Consider the following 16,698-nt stretch of genomic DNA (forward strand, 5'->3'; position numbering starts at 1 on the left):
GGACAAGCCTCCGTATGCCCTTGATCGTTAGTCCGGTTCAAGCAGTATGAAATCTGATATTCTCTGCGTATGGTTAATGGGTATAAGGATTGTTGTGCGGGCTCTTATTCAACGTGTCAGTTACGCAAAAGTGATGGTGGCTGACTGCGCTACCGGTGAGATAAACCGGGGCATTTTACTGTTATTGGGTGTACAGAAAGGGGACTCTCATGTCGAAGCGGAAAAACTGCTGAAGAAGGTGCTGGACTACCGAGTATTTCCTGATGATGCTGGCAAGATGAATTGCAGTTTAAGGGATGTAAGGGGTGAACTGCTGGTGGTTTCCCAGTTCACTCTGGCGGCGGATACCCAAAAAGGCTTGCGGCCCGGTTTTTCGTCGGCGGCGGTGCCGGATGAGGCCGAGAGACTGTATGACTATTTTGTTGCAGAAGCCCGCAAGAGCGGTCTGCCAGTTGCTACCGGCAGGTTTGGCGCCGATATGCAGGTGAGTTTGTGCAACGATGGGCCGGTAACTTTTTTGCTGGAAGTTTGAAAAACTCTTTTCTTTCATCCAGCGCGCCGTAAGATCAAGCTACACTTTGAATTCTGTGGCCAGCTTTTTTGTTACCAGTTGTTTTTTCAGTCGAGCGTAAACGGGCATACCATTTTTGTAAGGGGGATAATCCTCTCCTTGAATCAATGGCTCCAGGTAATCACGACCAGCCTGAGTAATACCATAGCCGTCTTCCGTAATGTAGCTGGCAGGCATCATTTTTTCTACATTGGCAACCTCGTTCAGAGGGGCTTCACCAATGCGCCAGGAATATTCAGGGCCTTCATTGCGTTCGATAGTCACCATCACGGAGTTTTTACCCTGCAGGGCCAGCTCAACTGCTGCACGACCACTGGCATAGGCTTGTTCGACATCTGTGGCTGAGGCGATATGGCGAGCCGAGCGCTGCAGATAATCAGCCAGAGCCCAGTGGTATTTGTAGCCGAGTTTTGCCTTGATTATGCCTGCCAGCGTTGGTGCAACGCCGCCCAGCTGTTTGTGGCCGAAAGCATCAGTATGGGTTGATGCCGCAATAATCTCACCTGCAGCGTTCTGTGTGCCTTCCGAGGCGACGATAACGCAGTAACCTTTTTCCTTGACTGTTTGATCAACGGTCGCCAGGAATTTCTCTTCTTCAAACGGGACTTCCGGCATCAGGATAATATGCGGTGGATCTCCGGCCTGATCTGCGGCCAATGCACCTGCGGCAGCGATCCACCCGGCATGACGCCCCATCACTTCGAGAATAAATACTTTTGTGGAAGATTGGCACATGGATGCAATGTCGAGGCTTGCCTCTTTGGTGGACACGGCAACATATTTGGCCACGGAGCCAAAACCGGGGCAGCAGTCAGTCAGCGGCAAGTCATTGTCGACGGTTTTGGGTATATGAATGGCGTGAATGGGGTAACCCATCTGCTCGGAAATTTTTGAGACCTTAAGGCAGGTATCTGCCGAGTCACCGCCCCCGTTGTAAAAAAAATAGCCGATATTGTGAGCTTTGAATACTTCGATCAGGCGTTCATATTCTTCCCGGTTCTCTTCGTAGCTTTTCAGCTTGTAGCGGCAGGATCCAAAGGCACCCGAAGGCGTATGTCTGAGCGCCGCGATGTCTTCGGCAGATTCCAGACTGGTATCGATCAGCTCTTCACGAAGCGCACCAATAATGCCATTGCGACCGGCATAGACGGTGCCAATTTTATCGTTGTGTTCGCGGGCGGCTTCAATTACGCCGCAAGCGGAAGCATTAATAACGGCAGTCACTCCGCCGGATTGTGCATAAAAGGCGTTTTTCGTCGACATTGGATACATTTACCTGCGATTTCCGAGGCGCGCATGATACTGGATTTTTTCAATGAATTCACAGGCAACTTGAAAAAAGTGATTTTACGATATGGGATGGCATTGTCGTAGCAAAAAAACAAATGCAGACCCTGCAGGCAGGGGTTGCCGGTGGTGTGTTGGCACTAATCCAAATGGGTAATCGGGCAATATTACTGTCTTGTCATCAAAAATTGGTGCTAGAGACTTGCTTGTCACAGCCGTTCGGGTATTTTGTGCTGCACGAATAAAAGAGATTCTTCAATGCACATCCATATTCTGGGTATTTGCGGCACCTTCATGGGCAGCCTGGCTCAACTGGCGAAAGCCAGCGGGCATGAGGTTACCGGTTGTGATGCCAATGTTTACCCCCCCATGAGCACCCAGCTGGAGCAGGCTGGTATTGGTCTGATTGAAGGTTATGCGCCTTCACAACTCGAACCCGCCCCGGATCTGGTGGTAATTGGCAACGCGCTGTCACGAGGGAATCCGGCTGTGGAATATGTGCTGGAAAAAGGTATTCCCTATGTTTCCGGCCCTCAGTGGCTGGGCGATCAGTTTCTCAATGAAAAATGGGTGCTGGCGGTTTCCGGGACCCACGGCAAAACCACCACATCAAGCATGCTTGCCTGGGTATTGGAATACGCCGGTATGCAGCCCGGTTTTCTTATCGGGGGGGTGCCAGTGAACTTCGGTGTCTCCGCCCGGCTAGGTGAGTCGCCTTTTTTTGTGGTTGAGGCGGATGAATACGACAGTGCTTTTTTCGATAAGCGCTCAAAATTTGTCCACTATCGTCCGCGCACATTGATCATGAATAATCTGGAATTTGATCACGCCGACATATTTCCCAATCTGGCGGCAATCCAGACCCAGTTTCATCATCTGGTTCGCACGGTGCCGGGTAATGGATTGATTATTGCGCCTGCAAATGACAGGAATATACAGCAGGTGCTGGCGCAGGGATGCTGGAGTGAAACCGAGTTGACCGGTGGCACTTTTAGCCGCGAAGAAAATGAAACCACGAGTCGCTGGCAAGCCAACCTGTTGAAAAGTGATGGCAGCCATTTTGAAGTGATTTTCGAAGGTAAAAAAGCGGGTGAGGTAAGCTGGACGCAAACGGGTCAACACAGTGTTAATAATGCGCTGGTAACGATGGCGGCTGCACGTCATGTGGGGGTGACTGCGGACGTTTCTGCCGAAGCATTATCGCAATTTGCGGGTGTCAAAAGGCGCATGGAACACCTTGCAACTGTCAAGAATATTCGGGTCTACGACGATTTTGCACATCACCCGACAGCGATTGCCACCACGCTTGAAGGCTTACGGAAAAGTGTCGGTTCAGAAAAAATTATTGCGGTGATTGAGCCTCGATCCAATACGATGAAACAGGGTGTTCACAAGGATCAACTGGCCGCAGCTACTGCTGCAGCTGACTATGCGCTGTGGTTTCAGCCGGATAATATCGATTGGTCGTTGGCAGCGGTGGTGGGCAATGGCGCTGTGCCTGCTGAGGTGGTGGACGGCATCAATGAGCTGGTCAGCAGGACGGTTGCAAAAAGTGCTGAAACAGGCGCATCCCATATTGTTATCATGAGCAACGGTGGTTTTGGTGGTTTCCATCAGCAATTAATAGAGGCATTGCAGAATTCATGAAAAATCGAACAGTAACACTGGCGATGACCGGTGGCTCAGGGGCTCAGTATGGGTTGCGACTGCTGGATTGCCTGGTACAGGTGGGTTGCAATGTCCATTTTATGATTTCAAATGCTGCGCGCATTGTTGTGGAAACTGAAACGGAGCTCTCGCTTCCGGCTGATTCAGCGCTGGAGGATTTTCTGACAGCTAATTTTGATGCGGAAGATGGTCAGATCCAGGTATTTACCAAAGAAGACTGGTTTGCACCGGCAGCATCGGGCTCTGCGGCCGCCACTTCAATGGTAATTTGCCCGGCCAGTGGTGGCACTATTTCCGCAATTGCCTGTGGCGCCAGCAATAATCTCATTGAACGGGCGGCAGATGTGGCTATTAAGGAAAAGCGTCAGCTGATTGTTGTGCCGCGGGAAACACCGCTGTCCTCGATTCATCTGGAGAATATGCTGACGCTTTCAAAATTGGGTGTCACTGTGCTGCCAGCCATGCCAGGTTTTTATCAGAATCCGCAATCGGTGGAAGATCTGGTGGATTTTGTGGTGGCCAGGATTCTTGATCAACTCGAGATTGAGCAAGCGCTTTTGCCTCGTTGGGGAGACTGATAAATGGCGACTAATCGGGAGTTGCTGATTTTACTTGCGCTGGTGCTTGGCGTTATGGTCTGGTCGTGGATCGAACCGGCCAGTCGCAATATCTGGTGGGCAGAAGCAGTCCCGGTGGTGATCGCGATTCCCCTGCTCTGGTTTACCCGGCAGACATTTCCGCTTACCCGTATCGTTTACTATTTGATTGTCATCCATGCTGTTATTTTGCTGGTGGGTGCTCATTACACTTATTCCCGTGTGCCGATTGGTTTCTGGATGCAGGACATGTTTGATTTCAGCCGTAATCACTATGACCGTATTGGTCATATCGCTCAGGGCTTTGTGCCTGCGCTTATTGCCCGGGAGATTTTTATCCGTTATCGCCTGATTCGTGTTCGCGGCTGGCGCGTATTTCTGGTGATCTGCTTCTGCCTGGCATTCAGTGCTTTTTACGAGCTGATTGAATGGTGGTCAGCTGAAATCGGAGGCGATGGTTCTGTTGATTTTCTCGGCACTCAGGGTGATATCTGGGATGCGCAGTGGGATATGATGCTGGCCCTGCTGGGGGCGATTGCCAGCCAGTTATTACTCAGCCACTGGCACGACAGGCAACTGGCAGCAGTGACAGGCAATGATCGCGATTAGCCTGGCCTGCCATCCAGTCTTGGTTGTGTGAGTACTGGCCAGTAAACCACTGCGTAAATCAGGTAGCCTGCTACCCAGGCGGCGATGCTTAACAGGTACATATGTGTTGTATACCCTGTTGCCAGAGGTGCAACCAGTCTCACAACAGCGGCAATAGCTAAAGCGACATAAGCTCCTACAATCCATTGGCTGACAATCAGCATTCGTCCTGTGTGCCCGAGGGATACGCGGCTGATCATGGACAGAATCAGCAACCCCATGCCACCAACGGTTATACCATGTAACGCTGTTGTCAGCGTGATGTTAAACCCTAAGTGATAGCTGGCTAATAGCGCAAAGCCGACAATAATAAACAGGTAAGCCAGATGCAGAGACCAGAGCAGGGGGTTGTTGAGCGTTAACCAGCACTGCCAGCGGGCAAAGCGAAGAGTATGCGAAACAGTGGCAAGTATAAAACAACCGCCGACCAACTTGTTGGTGCCAATATCACCTGAGCCTAGACTGTAGAACAAGGGAATAACAACACTGCCGATCGCCAGCACTTCCAGCCAGACAAGTGGCTGGGGCTTTTCCGTTCGGGTGGCATTGGCAGTGAAAAACGGGATGACACGACCGCCGAGCACCGACATGATCAGGGCGATAATCAGTATTGCTGATTGGGTCCAGGGCAGTGAAAAATTGCTGCCATTAATCAGTTGGTAATGAGTGGTTGCATTTACCAGGGCCAGTAGTAATAGCAATGGCACAAAAACCAGGTTGCGCCACAATTTTGTTGTGATCACGGGATGGGCCAGCACCGCTGCAGCGGCAGGTAAAAACAGGCTATCGACAACAGCGATAACAATAGGAGGAAGAACGGGGGTGATCATGAGCAGTCTTCCGGTTGCCCAGAGCGCGAACAATCCCGCCAGGGGCCAGCCGGAAATACCCGGCAAGCCACTCCAGTTCTGCACGGCAGTCAGCAAAAAACCGACGATAATCGAGCAGACAAAACCGAACAGCATTTCATGCCCATGCCACCAGAACCAGCCGCCATAGGGTTGCATGTTGATGGCCGGGTTGCTGAGAAAGCTGCCCCAGATGATCAGGGAAAATATTGAAAACAGGCAACCGAACAGAAAGAAGGGACGGAAAGCCAGCCTGAAAAGCGGCACCTTTCGCTGTTCGGCCTTCAGATCAGTGATATTCAGCATTCAAAGAGCTCTTTTTGATGACGGGTAAAGCGCAAACAAGAGCCAATAGTATCGGATTTGTGCGGCAATGTTATTGATAAATAGCAATGATGTTTTAAAAACGCAGGTCTGTGTTTTTGGAAAAAGTGAAGAGCCTTGCTGCCGTTTTAAACAGGTGTTGGTCGGGAAGGGTTGTTATGCAGTGCCGTTCAGCGTTTCTTTGTATTTGTTCAGGATTGCTTCCATGTCATTTGGCAGCAAGCGAACCTCAAATAGTTGCTCAAGCTCACTGATCCGTTCCAGGCATTCAAACAGGCGGGTATCGTAATCGTCAGGTGCTATTGGTAACCAATACGAGTCCATGACTTCTTTGATTTCTTCCACCAGGCGCCCGGAATCAAGGCCGCGCATAATCGCATTTGAAATAAGGTTTGAGCCGGTGACACACCAGGTCAGGTCCCGTTCCAGCAGATTGGGTTCGGTATGACTTAGCTCAACAGCGGTAACTGTGCGGTGGGGAAACCCCCAGTTTTTCAGCAGGGTAGCGGAGATCAGAGTGTGATCAAAGCCAAACAGTTTTTCTTCAAGACTGCTCAGGGCACAGTGGTCATGCCAGGTTGAGATGTCGCACTGGCGGTATTGCTCCTGATAGGTCGCACTGGCAGCCAGCAGGCCAATATCCTGAACGAGCCCTGCCAGCAGAGCATCCTCTTTTTTGATATCAGTAAAGCGACACAGCCAGGCACTGACACTGCCAGACAACACTGAGCGCCGCCAGTAGTGCTCAAAGTTAATGGATGAATTAAAACTTTCTTGCAGGCCGCGCAAGGAGAGCCCAACCACCAGCGGTATGGTTGCACTCAGGCCAATAAGTGAAAGTGCCTGGCTGACATTGCTGACCGAGAAACGCGATCCGTAAAAAGCGCTGTTGGCCATTTTTACCAGAGCAGCTGATATGGCAGCATCCTGCTGGATGACGGTGGCTAACTCACCCAGTGACGACTGGCCATCGTCAACCATTTCCAGCACCGACGAGACTACGGTAGGCAAGGCGGGTAGATCCTCAACCGCGGTGAGTCTGGTTAAAACATCGTCGTCCATGATCTATCCATGTTATTTAATGGGTAAGTTGATTATGACCTTGCATTATGAAAGGTTATCTGAAAAACACAATAACCCTTGAGCGATTGTTGTAATGACTCTTTTCCCACTGGCCATGATGTCAGCAGATACCAAGAAATGATCGCAGGTTGCGCCCCGCCTCCAGGACTAGCTTTTGGCGCGACTCTCTTGACCCCCATGCGCAATGAGGTGTCACAATCAGATTGGGAATACCCGGGTCGAGTAATGGGTTGTGGTGTCGAGGCGGTTCTTCACTGAGTACATCTACGCCTGCTCCACCAAGCTTTCCGCGTCGTAATGCTGTTGCAAGCGCCATCTCGTCAACGATGCCGCCCCTGGCACAGTTAATCAATAATGCTGTTGGCTTCATCATTGCCAGTTCTTTGGCGCCAATCAGGTTTGTGGTGTTTGGTGTTAGCGGGCAGTGTAGTGAAAGCACGTCCACCTGTGATAGCAATTCTTCCAGAGGTACCCGGGAAGCGCTGCCCGGATGACGGCCGGGTAATCCGGCAATTTTGACGTGCATGCCAAAAGCGCTGGCAATCTTTGCCATACTGCGCCCCAGTTTGCCATATCCAACAATACCCATAGTGGCGCCTGAAAGTTGTTGTATCGGGTAATCCAGCAGACAGAAAAAAGGGCTTTTGCTCCATTGGCCATTAAGGGCCGCACAATTGTAATCAGGTAGCCGGGTGGCCAGCGACAGAATTAATGCAAAGCAGTGCTGTACTACAGAGGCAGTGCCGTAGCCGGTGACATTGGTGACGGTAATATTGCGCAACTGTGCGGTGGAGACGTCAATCACATTGGTTCCTGTAGCCAGTACGCCGATGTATTTCAGATTGGGCGCGGAAAGTATTTCCTGACGACCCAACACAACTTTATTGGTGAGTATCAGATCGGCATCGGCAATGCGTTGGGCAGTTTGCTCCTGTGTGGTGGTGGGATAAATTGTCCACGCGATGGGCAATTCGGCTAGTGCCGACAGATCAAGGTCAGCGGGTCTCAGGCTGTCGCAATCGAGGATTACCCCTTTCATTGATATTTATCTGCCTTTTTGTAGGTCAACCCGTTTGTCGTTGTGTGAGTAATCAGTTTTTATGGGCGGCACGTTTCATTATTTTGCCCTAACTTGATGATTGTCGATGACAGCCAGGCAACAGTGCAATAGGGTAACGCAAAACCCGCTATTCAGAGGATTTTATTATGGCCCAAAAAAATATTTCCCCAAAACCTGTTACAGAAAAACCCGGCATCGAGATAATTTATTGTCCGCGCTGCAACTGGTTACTGCGCTCTGCCTGGATGGCGCAGGAACTGCTGCATACCTTTGCCGATGATCTGGCTGCAGTGGCATTGGTGCCTTCGTCGGAAGGTGGTGTATTTGAGATTCGGCTCAACGGCGACTTACTCTGGGAGCGTAAAAGTGAGGGTGGATTTCCGGATGTGAAGGCCTTGAAGCAGCGGGTTAGGGACGTGATTGATCCTGACAGGAATCTGGGGCATCTGGAGCGATAAACCCCGCAAAGAGGATGCAACCGGTTCGTTTATTAAGGATAATGACAGCCGTTTTATTGTGCATGGAATGTATTAATGTCAAAACGTTTGCTTGGCGCTTACGAGGCACTGGTGCTGCGCCACCCCGCCATATCCCTGTTGCTGGTTATGCTTATGGCTGTGGCTATGGCGTTTGGGCTGCCTAACTTTAAACTGGACGCATCGGCTGATTCTTTAACGCTGGAGCATGATTCCGATCTCGATTATTTTCGGGAATCGCTACAGCGTTACGGCAGCAGTGACTTTTTACTGGTCACCTACACCCCGAAGACGTCGGATTTGTTTTCTGATCAATCGCTGACAACACTGAAAGCGCTCAGTGATGATTTGGCACAGGTTCGCGGGGTATCGAGAACAACCTCTATTCTCAACGTACCATTGCTGTACAGTCCGCAAATTTCGATTTCGCAGTTGAAGGATGAGCCGCGAACTTTGATGGATGCAGATACCGACCGTGTTCAGGCCAAACGCGAGTTTCTGGAAAGCCCGATTTACCGGGATCTGATACTTGGCCCGGATGGTCAGACAACAGCAGTGCTGGCTAATCTGGAGCTTGATCGTAAATACCTGGAGCTGGTGCGTCACCGCGATGCCTTGAGGCTCAAGCGTGATAAGGCAGGGCTGACCGTTGATGAACAGGCTGAATTATTGCGTGTCAGTCAGGAATTTCTCGATTACCGCACGCTGCAGGCGCAGCGGGATCGTGAGCGGGTAGCTCATGTGCGCGGCTTGCTAGACAAGTACCGTAGTGAAGCAACGCTCTTCCTGGGTGGACCCAGTATGATCACTGCGGACATGATCGAGTTTATCAAAAGTGACCTGCGCATTTTTGGTACAGGAATTGTGGTCTTCATTATCGTCACTCTGGCGGTGATCTTCCGGCAGTTGCGCTGGGTGGTTTTACCGCTGCTGACCTGTGTGCTGACGGTCGAAATGATGCTCGGTTACCTGAGTTGGATCGACTGGCGCCTGACGGTCATCTCTTCCAACTTCGTTGCTTTGCTGCTGATTATTACGCTTGCCCTGACGATTCACTTGATTGTGCGCTATCGGGAATTGCAGCAAAGTCTGCCGGATGCAGATCAGTTGATACTGGTACGCGAGACGGTTTCCTATATGGCGCGACCGTGTCTGTATACCGTGTTAACGACCATTGTGGCCTTTGTATCGCTGGTCGTCAGTGATATTCGTCCAGTGATTGATTTTGGCTGGATGATGACGATAGGCATCGTTGTGGCTCTGGTGCTGGCATTTGTAGTGATCCCTGCCGGAATGATGCTGTTGGGTAAAGGCAGAAATAACGATAGCGGTGACAATTCGGCGGCGGTTACGGTGTTGTTTTCCCAATTTACTGAGAAGCATGGTAATTGGGTGTTGCTGCTGGCTCTGGTTGCTGCGATTGTCAGTGGATGGGGTGTTACGCAACTCAAGGTTGACAACCGGTTTATCGATTATTTCCGTTCTGATACCGAGTTGTATCAGGGGTTGTCGGTGATTGACGCTAACCTGGGTGGTACAACGCCGCTTGATATTATTCTCAATGCACCGGCGGCTCCCGAGGTCAGTTTTGAACCCGCGACAGGTGCCGTTGAAAATGACCCCTATGAAAACAACCCCTATGGTGATGGGGATGATCCTTTTGGAGACGATGCATTTGCCGATGAAGCGTTTGCTGCAGAAGATGCCTTCGAGGAACAGGATCCATTTGAGGATGATCCGTTTGCTGACGAGTCATCGGTAAGCGGGGACACAGACAGGCAGGCAACACCGGTAGCCAACAGTTACTGGTTTACCGGGGCAGGTATTCAGGACCTCGAAAAGCTTCATCGTTATCTGGAAAGTTTGCCCGAGGTAGGCAAGGTCAGTTCTCTGGTGACGGTTTACGACGTTGCCAGTGATTTGATGGGACACAGGCTGAATGATCTGGAGTTGGCCCTGGTGCGTCAGAGCCTCACGGGTGGCAATGCCGAATTTTTGCTGGACCCCTATATTGACGATGCATTGAATCAGGCGCGTATCACATTGCGTACCCGCGAAACCATTGGCGATTTGAAGCGGTCCGAACTGCTCGAAAAAATCCGTCGCTTTGCGATCGATGAGGTGGGGTTGGCAGAGGGTCAGGTGCAGTTTACCGGGTTGCTGGTGTTATATAACAATATGCTGCAGAGCCTGTTCCGCTCGCAGATTTTAACTTTGGGCGCCGTTTTTCTTGGCATTATGCTGATGTTTCTGGTGCTGTTCCGGTCACTGTCCATCTCACTGGTGGCCATGTTGCCTAACCTGCTGGCAGCAGGTGTCGTACTTGGCGGTATGGGGTTGTTTGGTATTCCTCTGGATATGATGACTATTACCATTGCGGCCATTACGGTGGGGATCGGCGTGGACCACGCCATCCACTATATTACCCGTTTCAAGAGGGAGTTTGAGGTGGATGGTGACTATGTCGCCACCATGCATCGCGCCCATGCCAGTATTGGTCGTGCGCTGTTCTATACGGCAATAACCATTATTGTCGGCTTCTCCATTCTGGCGTTATCCAACTTTATTCCTTCGGTTTATTTTGGACTGTTGACCGGCCTGGCAATGCTGGCAGCGCTGCTGGGCTCCATGACGCTGCTACCGAAGTTGCTGTTAATATTCAAACCTCTTGGCAAGTAAATGAATATTCAGAACCGTGTAATAGTCATTACTGGTGCAGGGCGAGGGCTTGGTGAAGGGATAGCAGTCAACCTGGCTGAACGCGGTGCCAGGCTCGCGCTCGTCGATGTTTCCGATGAAGGTTTGAATAGCGTAAAGTCCCGATGCCAGAAACTCGGTGTGGATGTTCGCTGCTACCGGGCAAATGTTGCCAGTGAGCATGAAGTTGTGGCTGCTTTTCAGCAGGTAGTCAACGATTTTGGTGCTATTAACGGGTTGATCAACAATGCGGGCATTATTCGCGATCGACTGCTGGTGAAGTCTGAAGATAACCAGGTCGTTGCAAAAATGTCGCTTGCCGAATGGCAGGCGGTGATGGATGTTAATCTCACCGGAGTCTTTCTTTGTGGGCGCGAAGCTGCGGCGCACATGGTTGAGTCCCGGATTGATGAAGGTGTGATTATCAATATTTCCAGTATTGCTCGCGCTGGAAACCTCGGACAGAGCAATTATTCAGCCGCCAAGGCCGGGGTGGTTGCCATGGCGACCACCTGGGCAAAAGAACTTGCGCGTTACAATATTCGTGCGGCTGCTATTGCGCCGGGTTTTATCAATACCGATATGGTGAAAAGCATGCCGGAAAAAGTGCAGGACAAATTGGCATCTCTGGTACCTCTGGGGCGTGCAGGAGAGCCTGGGCATATTGCTGAAACTGTCGCGTTTATTCTGGAAAACGATTATATCTCGGGGCGTGTTTTCGAAATTGATGGCGGGTTAAGGCTTTAGATCATTTTGAGAAGCGTGTCTGAATAACGCAATAGCCTTTTCAGGCCGACTAACTTTCCAGCTGCTATATTGTCACAGTAGTGATGATTGTTTCGAGCAGGGTAATTGCCAGTGACAGTGCAAGGGTTGATCAAGGCCGTTATTCCGGGGTTGGTGGCGCTGGCTTTCAGTGCCGAGGCTGCGGTGGTCTATAAGTATCTGGATACCGGGGGCAATGTGGGTTATGGCGATCAGTTACCTGCCGGAGCGCTATTGCTGAAAGAAGTTGAAGTAGTCGACTCCCCGGGTGCAGGCAGCACCGGGGCTGAAAATCTGGCCGTTTCCAATGCGCTGATTGAGCAGTTGTCGAAAACTGCCGACCGGCTCAAGCGGGACCGGCAGGATCGCGATGCTGCGAGAATTGCGGAAGAAAAAGCCCGTATGGTGGCCACTCAGCCCACACTGCCCCCTGTTATTTACCGGGAAGATCACTATTATCCGTATTACCCTGGTTATCAAGGCGCAAAGCGCAGGTTCAGTCGCCGCTCCGATCCAGGTATTTACAAAAAGCCGACTTACCGGCGCCATGTCCGTGAGGATGAGCGCTCTCCCTCTGGTCGGAGAGCCTACAGTCGTTACCCCTACAATGGGCCTGTTCTCACGCCCCGGACTCCGGTGATAACGCCCTGATGGCACTTGTCCCGGTAACTCATGCTGTTTTTTATTTGTCGGGATTGCCCACCGGCAGTTGCGGATTTATGGAGCAGCCATCGGTATAATGCTGCTTTTTGAGTGCCGAGAATCATCAATGGATGTGAAATCCTATATGCAGCAGCTGGGGCAACGAGCCCGCGAGGCTGCCCGTGTTATTGCTGCAGCCAGCACGGAAACCAAAAATACAGCATTGCTGGCAATTGCCGACGTGTTGAGTGCCAGTCGCTCCGAGTTGATGGCGGCCAATGCAACCGATATGGCCGATGGTCGCAAAAACGGACTGGATGAGGCGCTACTGGACCGACTGGAATTAAACGATGCCAGAATTGATGGCATGATTGAAGGCTTGCAGCAGGTTGCCAGGTTGCGTGACCCTGTTGGCGAAATATCAGCTCTTGAGACGCGGCCCAGCGGTATAGAGCTAGGCAAAATGCGGGTGCCTCTCGGTGTGGTAGGCATTATCTATGAGTCCCGCCCGAATGTGACAATTGATGCTGCCAGTTTGTGCCTGAAATCCGGCAATGCCACTATCCTGCGTGGTGGCAGCGAAGCGATTCATTCCAATCAGGCCATTGCGCGTTGCATTGAACGGGGGTTGGACAAGGCCGGATTACCTGTTGCTGCTGTTCAGGTCATTGAAATCACGGATCGAGCAGCGGTGGGCGAGCTGATTACCATGACAGACTTTGTGGATGTGATTGTGCCCCGTGGAGGCAAAAGTCTGATTGAAAGAATCAGTGCTGAAGCCAGAGTGCCGGTGATCAAACATCTGGACGGCATTTGCCATGTCTACATTGATGACAAAGCCGACTTGAACATGGCCTTTGATATTGCCGTTAATGCCAAAACACACCGCTATGGTGTATGTAACGCGATGGAGACGCTGTTGGTTGCGGAGCCTGTCGCCAAAAGTATTTTGCCTCGATTGGCGCAAGCGTATGTGAAGCAAGGTGTTGAATTACGTGGTTGCGAAAAAACCCGCGCCATTATTGACTGCGTCGAAGCGACAGAAGAAGACTGGAGCACGGAATATCTGGCGCCGGTCTTGTCGATTAAAGTAGTAGCAGATATGGATGAGGCAATGGCACACATTGCCCGCTATAGTTCACAGCATACCGATGCCATTATCACCGGCGACAAATATCGCAGCGACCGCTTTCTTCGCGAAGTGGATTCCAGCTCGGTCATGGTGAATGCTTCCACCCGTTTTGCCGACGGTTTTGAATATGGTCTGGGTGCAGAAATCGGTATTTCTACTGACAAGATACATGCTCGCGGGCCGGTTGGTCTGGAGGGGCTAACGTCACAGAAATGGGTGGTTTACGGTCATGGTGAGGTACGTAGCTAACCGTGTCTATTGGTGTTTTCGGTGGTACGTTTGATCCGGTTCATATCGGTCATTTGCGCACAGCACTGGAATTGAAGGCGCGTCTAAATCTTGCTGAAATGCGCATGATTCCTTCGGCACAACCCCCGCATCGCGATACGCCATCGACATCGGCGGCGCATCGGCTGGCAATGCTGGAGCGGGCTGTGGCGGGTGAGCCTGGCATGAAGGCTGATGACTGTGAACTAAAGCGCACCGGCCCTTCGTACACAATCGATACCTTGCGGGCAGTCAGGGCCGAAATGGGCGCTCATGTGCCGGTGTACCTCTGTATAGGCATGGATGCGTTGTTGACGATTAACAGCTGGCAGCATTGGCGGCTGTTGCTCGATTTCGCGCATATTGTTGCTGTGGCGAGGCCTGGCTGGCTCCCGCCGGAAGAGGGCGATGTGGCGGTGTTTATCCGGCAACATCGTGAACAGCTGGAGTGCTTGCCGAATTCCGCCTGTGGCCATATAGCCATTGCGGAAATGACGCTGTTGCCGGTTTCAGCCACAGGCATTAGAGAATCCTTGAAACGGGGTGAATCTGTGCGTTATCTGGTGCCTGATTCGGTCATTGAATATATCAGAGAGCAGGGCCTTTACCGATAACGGTAAGCACTTTCATTCATCAAGGCTGCACAGGCCATTGGAAAAATCAGGAAATATATGAGTAAACAACTGACAGATATCGTCATTGACGCCCTCGAAGACATTAAAGGAAAAGATATTGTCACCCTGAATGTCAGCGATCTTACTGATGTCACGGATACACTGGTTGTTGCCAGCGGCGCTTCAACCAGGCAAGTAAAATCTCTGGCCGAGCATGTGGTGGAAGAGGGCAAAAAGGCTGGTTTTCGACCACTTGGTATTGAGGGAATGGATGGGGCTGAATGGGTGTTGGTGGATTATGGCGACCTGGTGCTCCACGTGATGCTGCCCGCTACCCGCGATTTCTACGAACTGGAAAAACTCTGGTCTGTCCGCCCGGACGACCATACTGCTACTGAAGAGTAACCCTCCAGTGCGATTAAAAATAATTGCCATAGGAACCCGTATGCCCGGCTGGGTAGAACAGGGCTTCTCTGAATACGCTAAACGGCTTCCCCCTGAATTGAAACTGGAAATGGTAGAACTGCCTCTTGGGCAGCGTGGCAAGGGCAGTGATCTTCAGCGTGCTATTGCCAGAGAAGGCGAGGCAATGATGAAGGCGGTTGACCCCCGTGACCATGTGATTGCGCTGGATGTTAAAGGCAATCCCTGGAATACCGGACAGTTGGCTGGCAAGTTGAGTGAATGGCTCGGCAGTGGTGATAATTACAGTTTGTTAATCGGTGGGCCGGATGGGTTGGCCCCAGAATGTATGGCGCGAGCCAACACTCGCTGGTCGCTTTCCAATCTGACGCTGCCCCATCCCCTGGTGCGAATTCTTCTTGCGGAACAACTCTACCGGGCCTGGAGTATCAATGTCGGACACCCTTATCACCGGTAGCGGCAAAGTACAGGGCGTCCTCGATACATCAGCCCGGCAGAAGGGTGCTGATAAATAAAGCTGATAACTCATTGTCATTCTGGGCATTTTTCCTACAATGGGTGCAGGCTTTATGAGGGGTTTCAACATGGATAACCGGTTGTTTTTTGTTTTGGGTGATTTGCTGGCCAACATTCTGGTGGGTGCTGTTGTCGGCTGGTTTGTCAGTCTGATTACCGGGGCAGGCTGGAATATGATAATCGCCATGTTTGTGATGATGTTTCTCGGTATGCTACTGGCTGGTGTTCTGTGGCTGCCAGCATCAATTTGTCTGGGCGCCATGGAGCTGATGGTGCCGCTGATGGTGACCGGTATGGTTAGCGGTATGGTGATTGGTATGTGGTCTGCCATGGCCCCGCTGGGAGCCGGTACTGCGTTTATGGTTGGTGCTGTCTGTGGCCTTGCCACAATTGTAATGATCTGGATTGTCAATCAACAGGTCAGAGGTGTTCAGCAGCTTTAAACAGGTTCAGTAGGAATCCGAAATATGGTTGATCTGATAACACAGAAGAAGTGGGATAAAGCAGCGCCAACCTTTGATTTGATGGCAGGCAGGGGTGCGGAAAAACGCTGGAAGCCTTTCAAGGATGACTTATTTTCTCATATGAGAGCTGATGCCAGGATTCTGTTTCTGGCACTGGGGACGGGGCTGGATATTCAGTGTTTTCCGGAAGGGCGCAAAATTGTGGCGCTGGATATAAGCCCGAAAATGCTTGAACAGGCAAACCCCAGGATTGCGCAGTACAACGGTGAGATTGACGCCCGGGTAATGGATGTACATGACATGGATTTTGAGGAACACAGTTTTGATCAGGTGTTTACTTCCTGTACTTTCTGCTCGGTTCCCAATCCGGTTGCGGCGTTGAAGGCCTTGCGCAAAGTGCTAAGGCCCGGTGGTGAGCTTTATATGTTCGAGCATACCGGCAGCCGATATTATCCCTTTAAAATCATGATGGACTTCATGACTGTACTGTCGAGAAAAATTGGCCCTGATATGAACCGGAAGACAGTTGAAAATGTTAAGGCCGCAGGATTTGACATTCATGAAGTGAATAACGTTTTTCTCGATGTTGTAAAAACAATCAAGGCAACAGCCTGATT

The 16,698-nt window shown here is 51.1% G+C and carries 18 protein-coding genes; 14 read left to right on the forward strand and 4 right to left on the reverse strand.

Annotation, left to right across the window (positions count from 1 at the left end):
• Nucleotides 1–76 precede the first annotated feature (76 nt).
• Nucleotides 77–532 carry a D-tyrosyl-tRNA(Tyr) deacylase gene (locus H7A02_01250; GenBank protein MCP5170882.1) on the forward strand — a complete coding sequence of 152 codons (456 nt, stop codon included), beginning with the start codon at nt 77–79 and terminating at the stop codon, nt 530–532.
• Between the two features lie 39 nt (nt 533–571).
• On the opposite strand, the gene H7A02_01255 is transcribed toward H7A02_01250, so the two are convergent.
• The gene (locus H7A02_01255; GenBank protein MCP5170883.1) at nt 572–1,834 is read right to left on the reverse strand and encodes a 6-phosphofructokinase; all 1,263 of its coding nucleotides are present in this window, start codon (nt 1,832–1,834) and stop codon (nt 572–574) included.
• 282 nt (nt 1,835–2,116) lie between these two features.
• On the opposite strand from H7A02_01255, the gene mpl reads away from it, so the two are divergent.
• From mpl to H7A02_01270, 3 genes are read left to right on the forward strand one after another with little or no spacing between them, the layout of a single operon-like run.
• On the forward strand, nt 2,117–3,505 hold the full coding sequence (mpl, locus tag H7A02_01260) for a UDP-N-acetylmuramate:L-alanyl-gamma-D-glutamyl-meso-diaminopimelate ligase (protein ID MCP5170884.1): 1,389 nt from the start codon (nt 2,117–2,119) through the stop codon (nt 3,503–3,505).
• Nucleotides 3,502–4,104: a UbiX family flavin prenyltransferase gene (locus H7A02_01265; protein MCP5170885.1), complete on the forward strand. Its 603-nt coding sequence runs from the start codon at nt 3,502–3,504 to the stop codon at nt 4,102–4,104. The genes mpl and H7A02_01265 overlap by 4 nt, the downstream gene beginning before the upstream one ends.
• A gap of 3 nt (nt 4,105–4,107) precedes the next feature.
• A complete protein-coding gene (locus tag H7A02_01270) occupies nt 4,108–4,731 on the forward strand; it encodes a DUF2238 domain-containing protein (GenBank protein ID MCP5170886.1) in 624 nt (207 codons plus the stop codon).
• Here the strand turns inward: H7A02_01270 and H7A02_01275 are convergent.
• The 3 genes from H7A02_01275 to H7A02_01285 all read right to left on the reverse strand — a co-directional run bounded on the left by H7A02_01275 (nt 4,728) and on the right by H7A02_01285 (nt 8,064).
• A complete protein-coding gene (locus H7A02_01275; protein ID MCP5170887.1) occupies nt 4,728–5,924 on the reverse strand; it encodes an NnrS family protein in 1,197 nt (398 codons plus the stop codon). The two genes, H7A02_01270 and H7A02_01275, sit on opposite strands and share 4 nt — an antisense overlap.
• 174 nt (nt 5,925–6,098) lie before the next feature.
• Nucleotides 6,099–7,004: an HDOD domain-containing protein gene (locus tag H7A02_01280; protein MCP5170888.1), complete on the reverse strand. Its 906-nt coding sequence runs from the start codon at nt 7,002–7,004 to the stop codon at nt 6,099–6,101.
• 121 nt (nt 7,005–7,125) lie between these two features.
• Nucleotides 7,126–8,064, reverse strand: a complete 939-nt coding sequence (locus H7A02_01285) for a D-2-hydroxyacid dehydrogenase (protein MCP5170889.1) — start codon at nt 8,062–8,064, stop codon at nt 7,126–7,128.
• 167 nt (nt 8,065–8,231) lie between these two features.
• On the opposite strand from H7A02_01285, the gene H7A02_01290 reads away from it, so the two are divergent.
• From H7A02_01290 to H7A02_01335, 10 genes are all read left to right on the forward strand, one after another.
• Nucleotides 8,232–8,543, forward strand: coding sequence for a SelT/SelW/SelH family protein (locus H7A02_01290; GenBank protein MCP5170890.1), 312 nt, complete (start codon nt 8,232–8,234; stop codon nt 8,541–8,543).
• Between the two features lie 75 nt (nt 8,544–8,618).
• A complete protein-coding gene (locus H7A02_01295) occupies nt 8,619–11,240 on the forward strand; it encodes an MMPL family transporter (GenBank protein MCP5170891.1) in 2,622 nt (873 codons plus the stop codon).
• Nucleotides 11,241–12,005: an SDR family oxidoreductase gene (locus tag H7A02_01300; GenBank protein MCP5170892.1), complete on the forward strand. Its 765-nt coding sequence runs from the start codon at nt 11,241–11,243 to the stop codon at nt 12,003–12,005.
• Between the two features lie 111 nt (nt 12,006–12,116).
• Nucleotides 12,117–12,674, forward strand: coding sequence for a DUF4124 domain-containing protein (locus H7A02_01305; GenBank protein MCP5170893.1), 558 nt, complete (start codon nt 12,117–12,119; stop codon nt 12,672–12,674).
• 136 nt (nt 12,675–12,810) lie between these two features.
• Nucleotides 12,811–14,046: a glutamate-5-semialdehyde dehydrogenase gene (locus tag H7A02_01310; GenBank protein ID MCP5170894.1), complete on the forward strand. Its 1,236-nt coding sequence runs from the start codon at nt 12,811–12,813 to the stop codon at nt 14,044–14,046.
• Between the two features lie 2 nt (nt 14,047–14,048).
• Complete coding sequence (gene nadD / locus H7A02_01315; GenBank protein ID MCP5170895.1) at nt 14,049–14,678, forward strand: nicotinate-nucleotide adenylyltransferase; 630 nt, start codon at nt 14,049–14,051, stop codon at nt 14,676–14,678.
• A 57-nt stretch (nt 14,679–14,735) separates the two neighbouring features.
• The gene (rsfS, locus tag H7A02_01320) at nt 14,736–15,083 is read left to right on the forward strand and encodes a ribosome silencing factor (protein ID MCP5170896.1); all 348 of its coding nucleotides are present in this window, start codon (nt 14,736–14,738) and stop codon (nt 15,081–15,083) included.
• Nucleotides 15,084–15,090: 7 nt separating this feature from the next.
• Nucleotides 15,091–15,558, forward strand: a complete 468-nt coding sequence (gene rlmH / locus H7A02_01325) for a 23S rRNA (pseudouridine(1915)-N(3))-methyltransferase RlmH (GenBank protein MCP5170897.1) — start codon at nt 15,091–15,093, stop codon at nt 15,556–15,558.
• Nucleotides 15,559–15,685: 127 nt separating this feature from the next.
• Nucleotides 15,686–16,060: a hypothetical protein gene (locus H7A02_01330; protein MCP5170898.1), complete on the forward strand. Its 375-nt coding sequence runs from the start codon at nt 15,686–15,688 to the stop codon at nt 16,058–16,060.
• Between the two features lie 24 nt (nt 16,061–16,084).
• Nucleotides 16,085–16,696, forward strand: coding sequence for a class I SAM-dependent methyltransferase (locus tag H7A02_01335; GenBank protein MCP5170899.1), 612 nt, complete (start codon nt 16,085–16,087; stop codon nt 16,694–16,696).
• Nucleotides 16,697–16,698 lie beyond the last annotated feature (2 nt).

This window comes from Pseudomonadales bacterium (assembly GCA_024234435.1).
GTDB lineage: Bacteria > Pseudomonadota > Gammaproteobacteria > Pseudomonadales > Porticoccaceae > JACKOF01.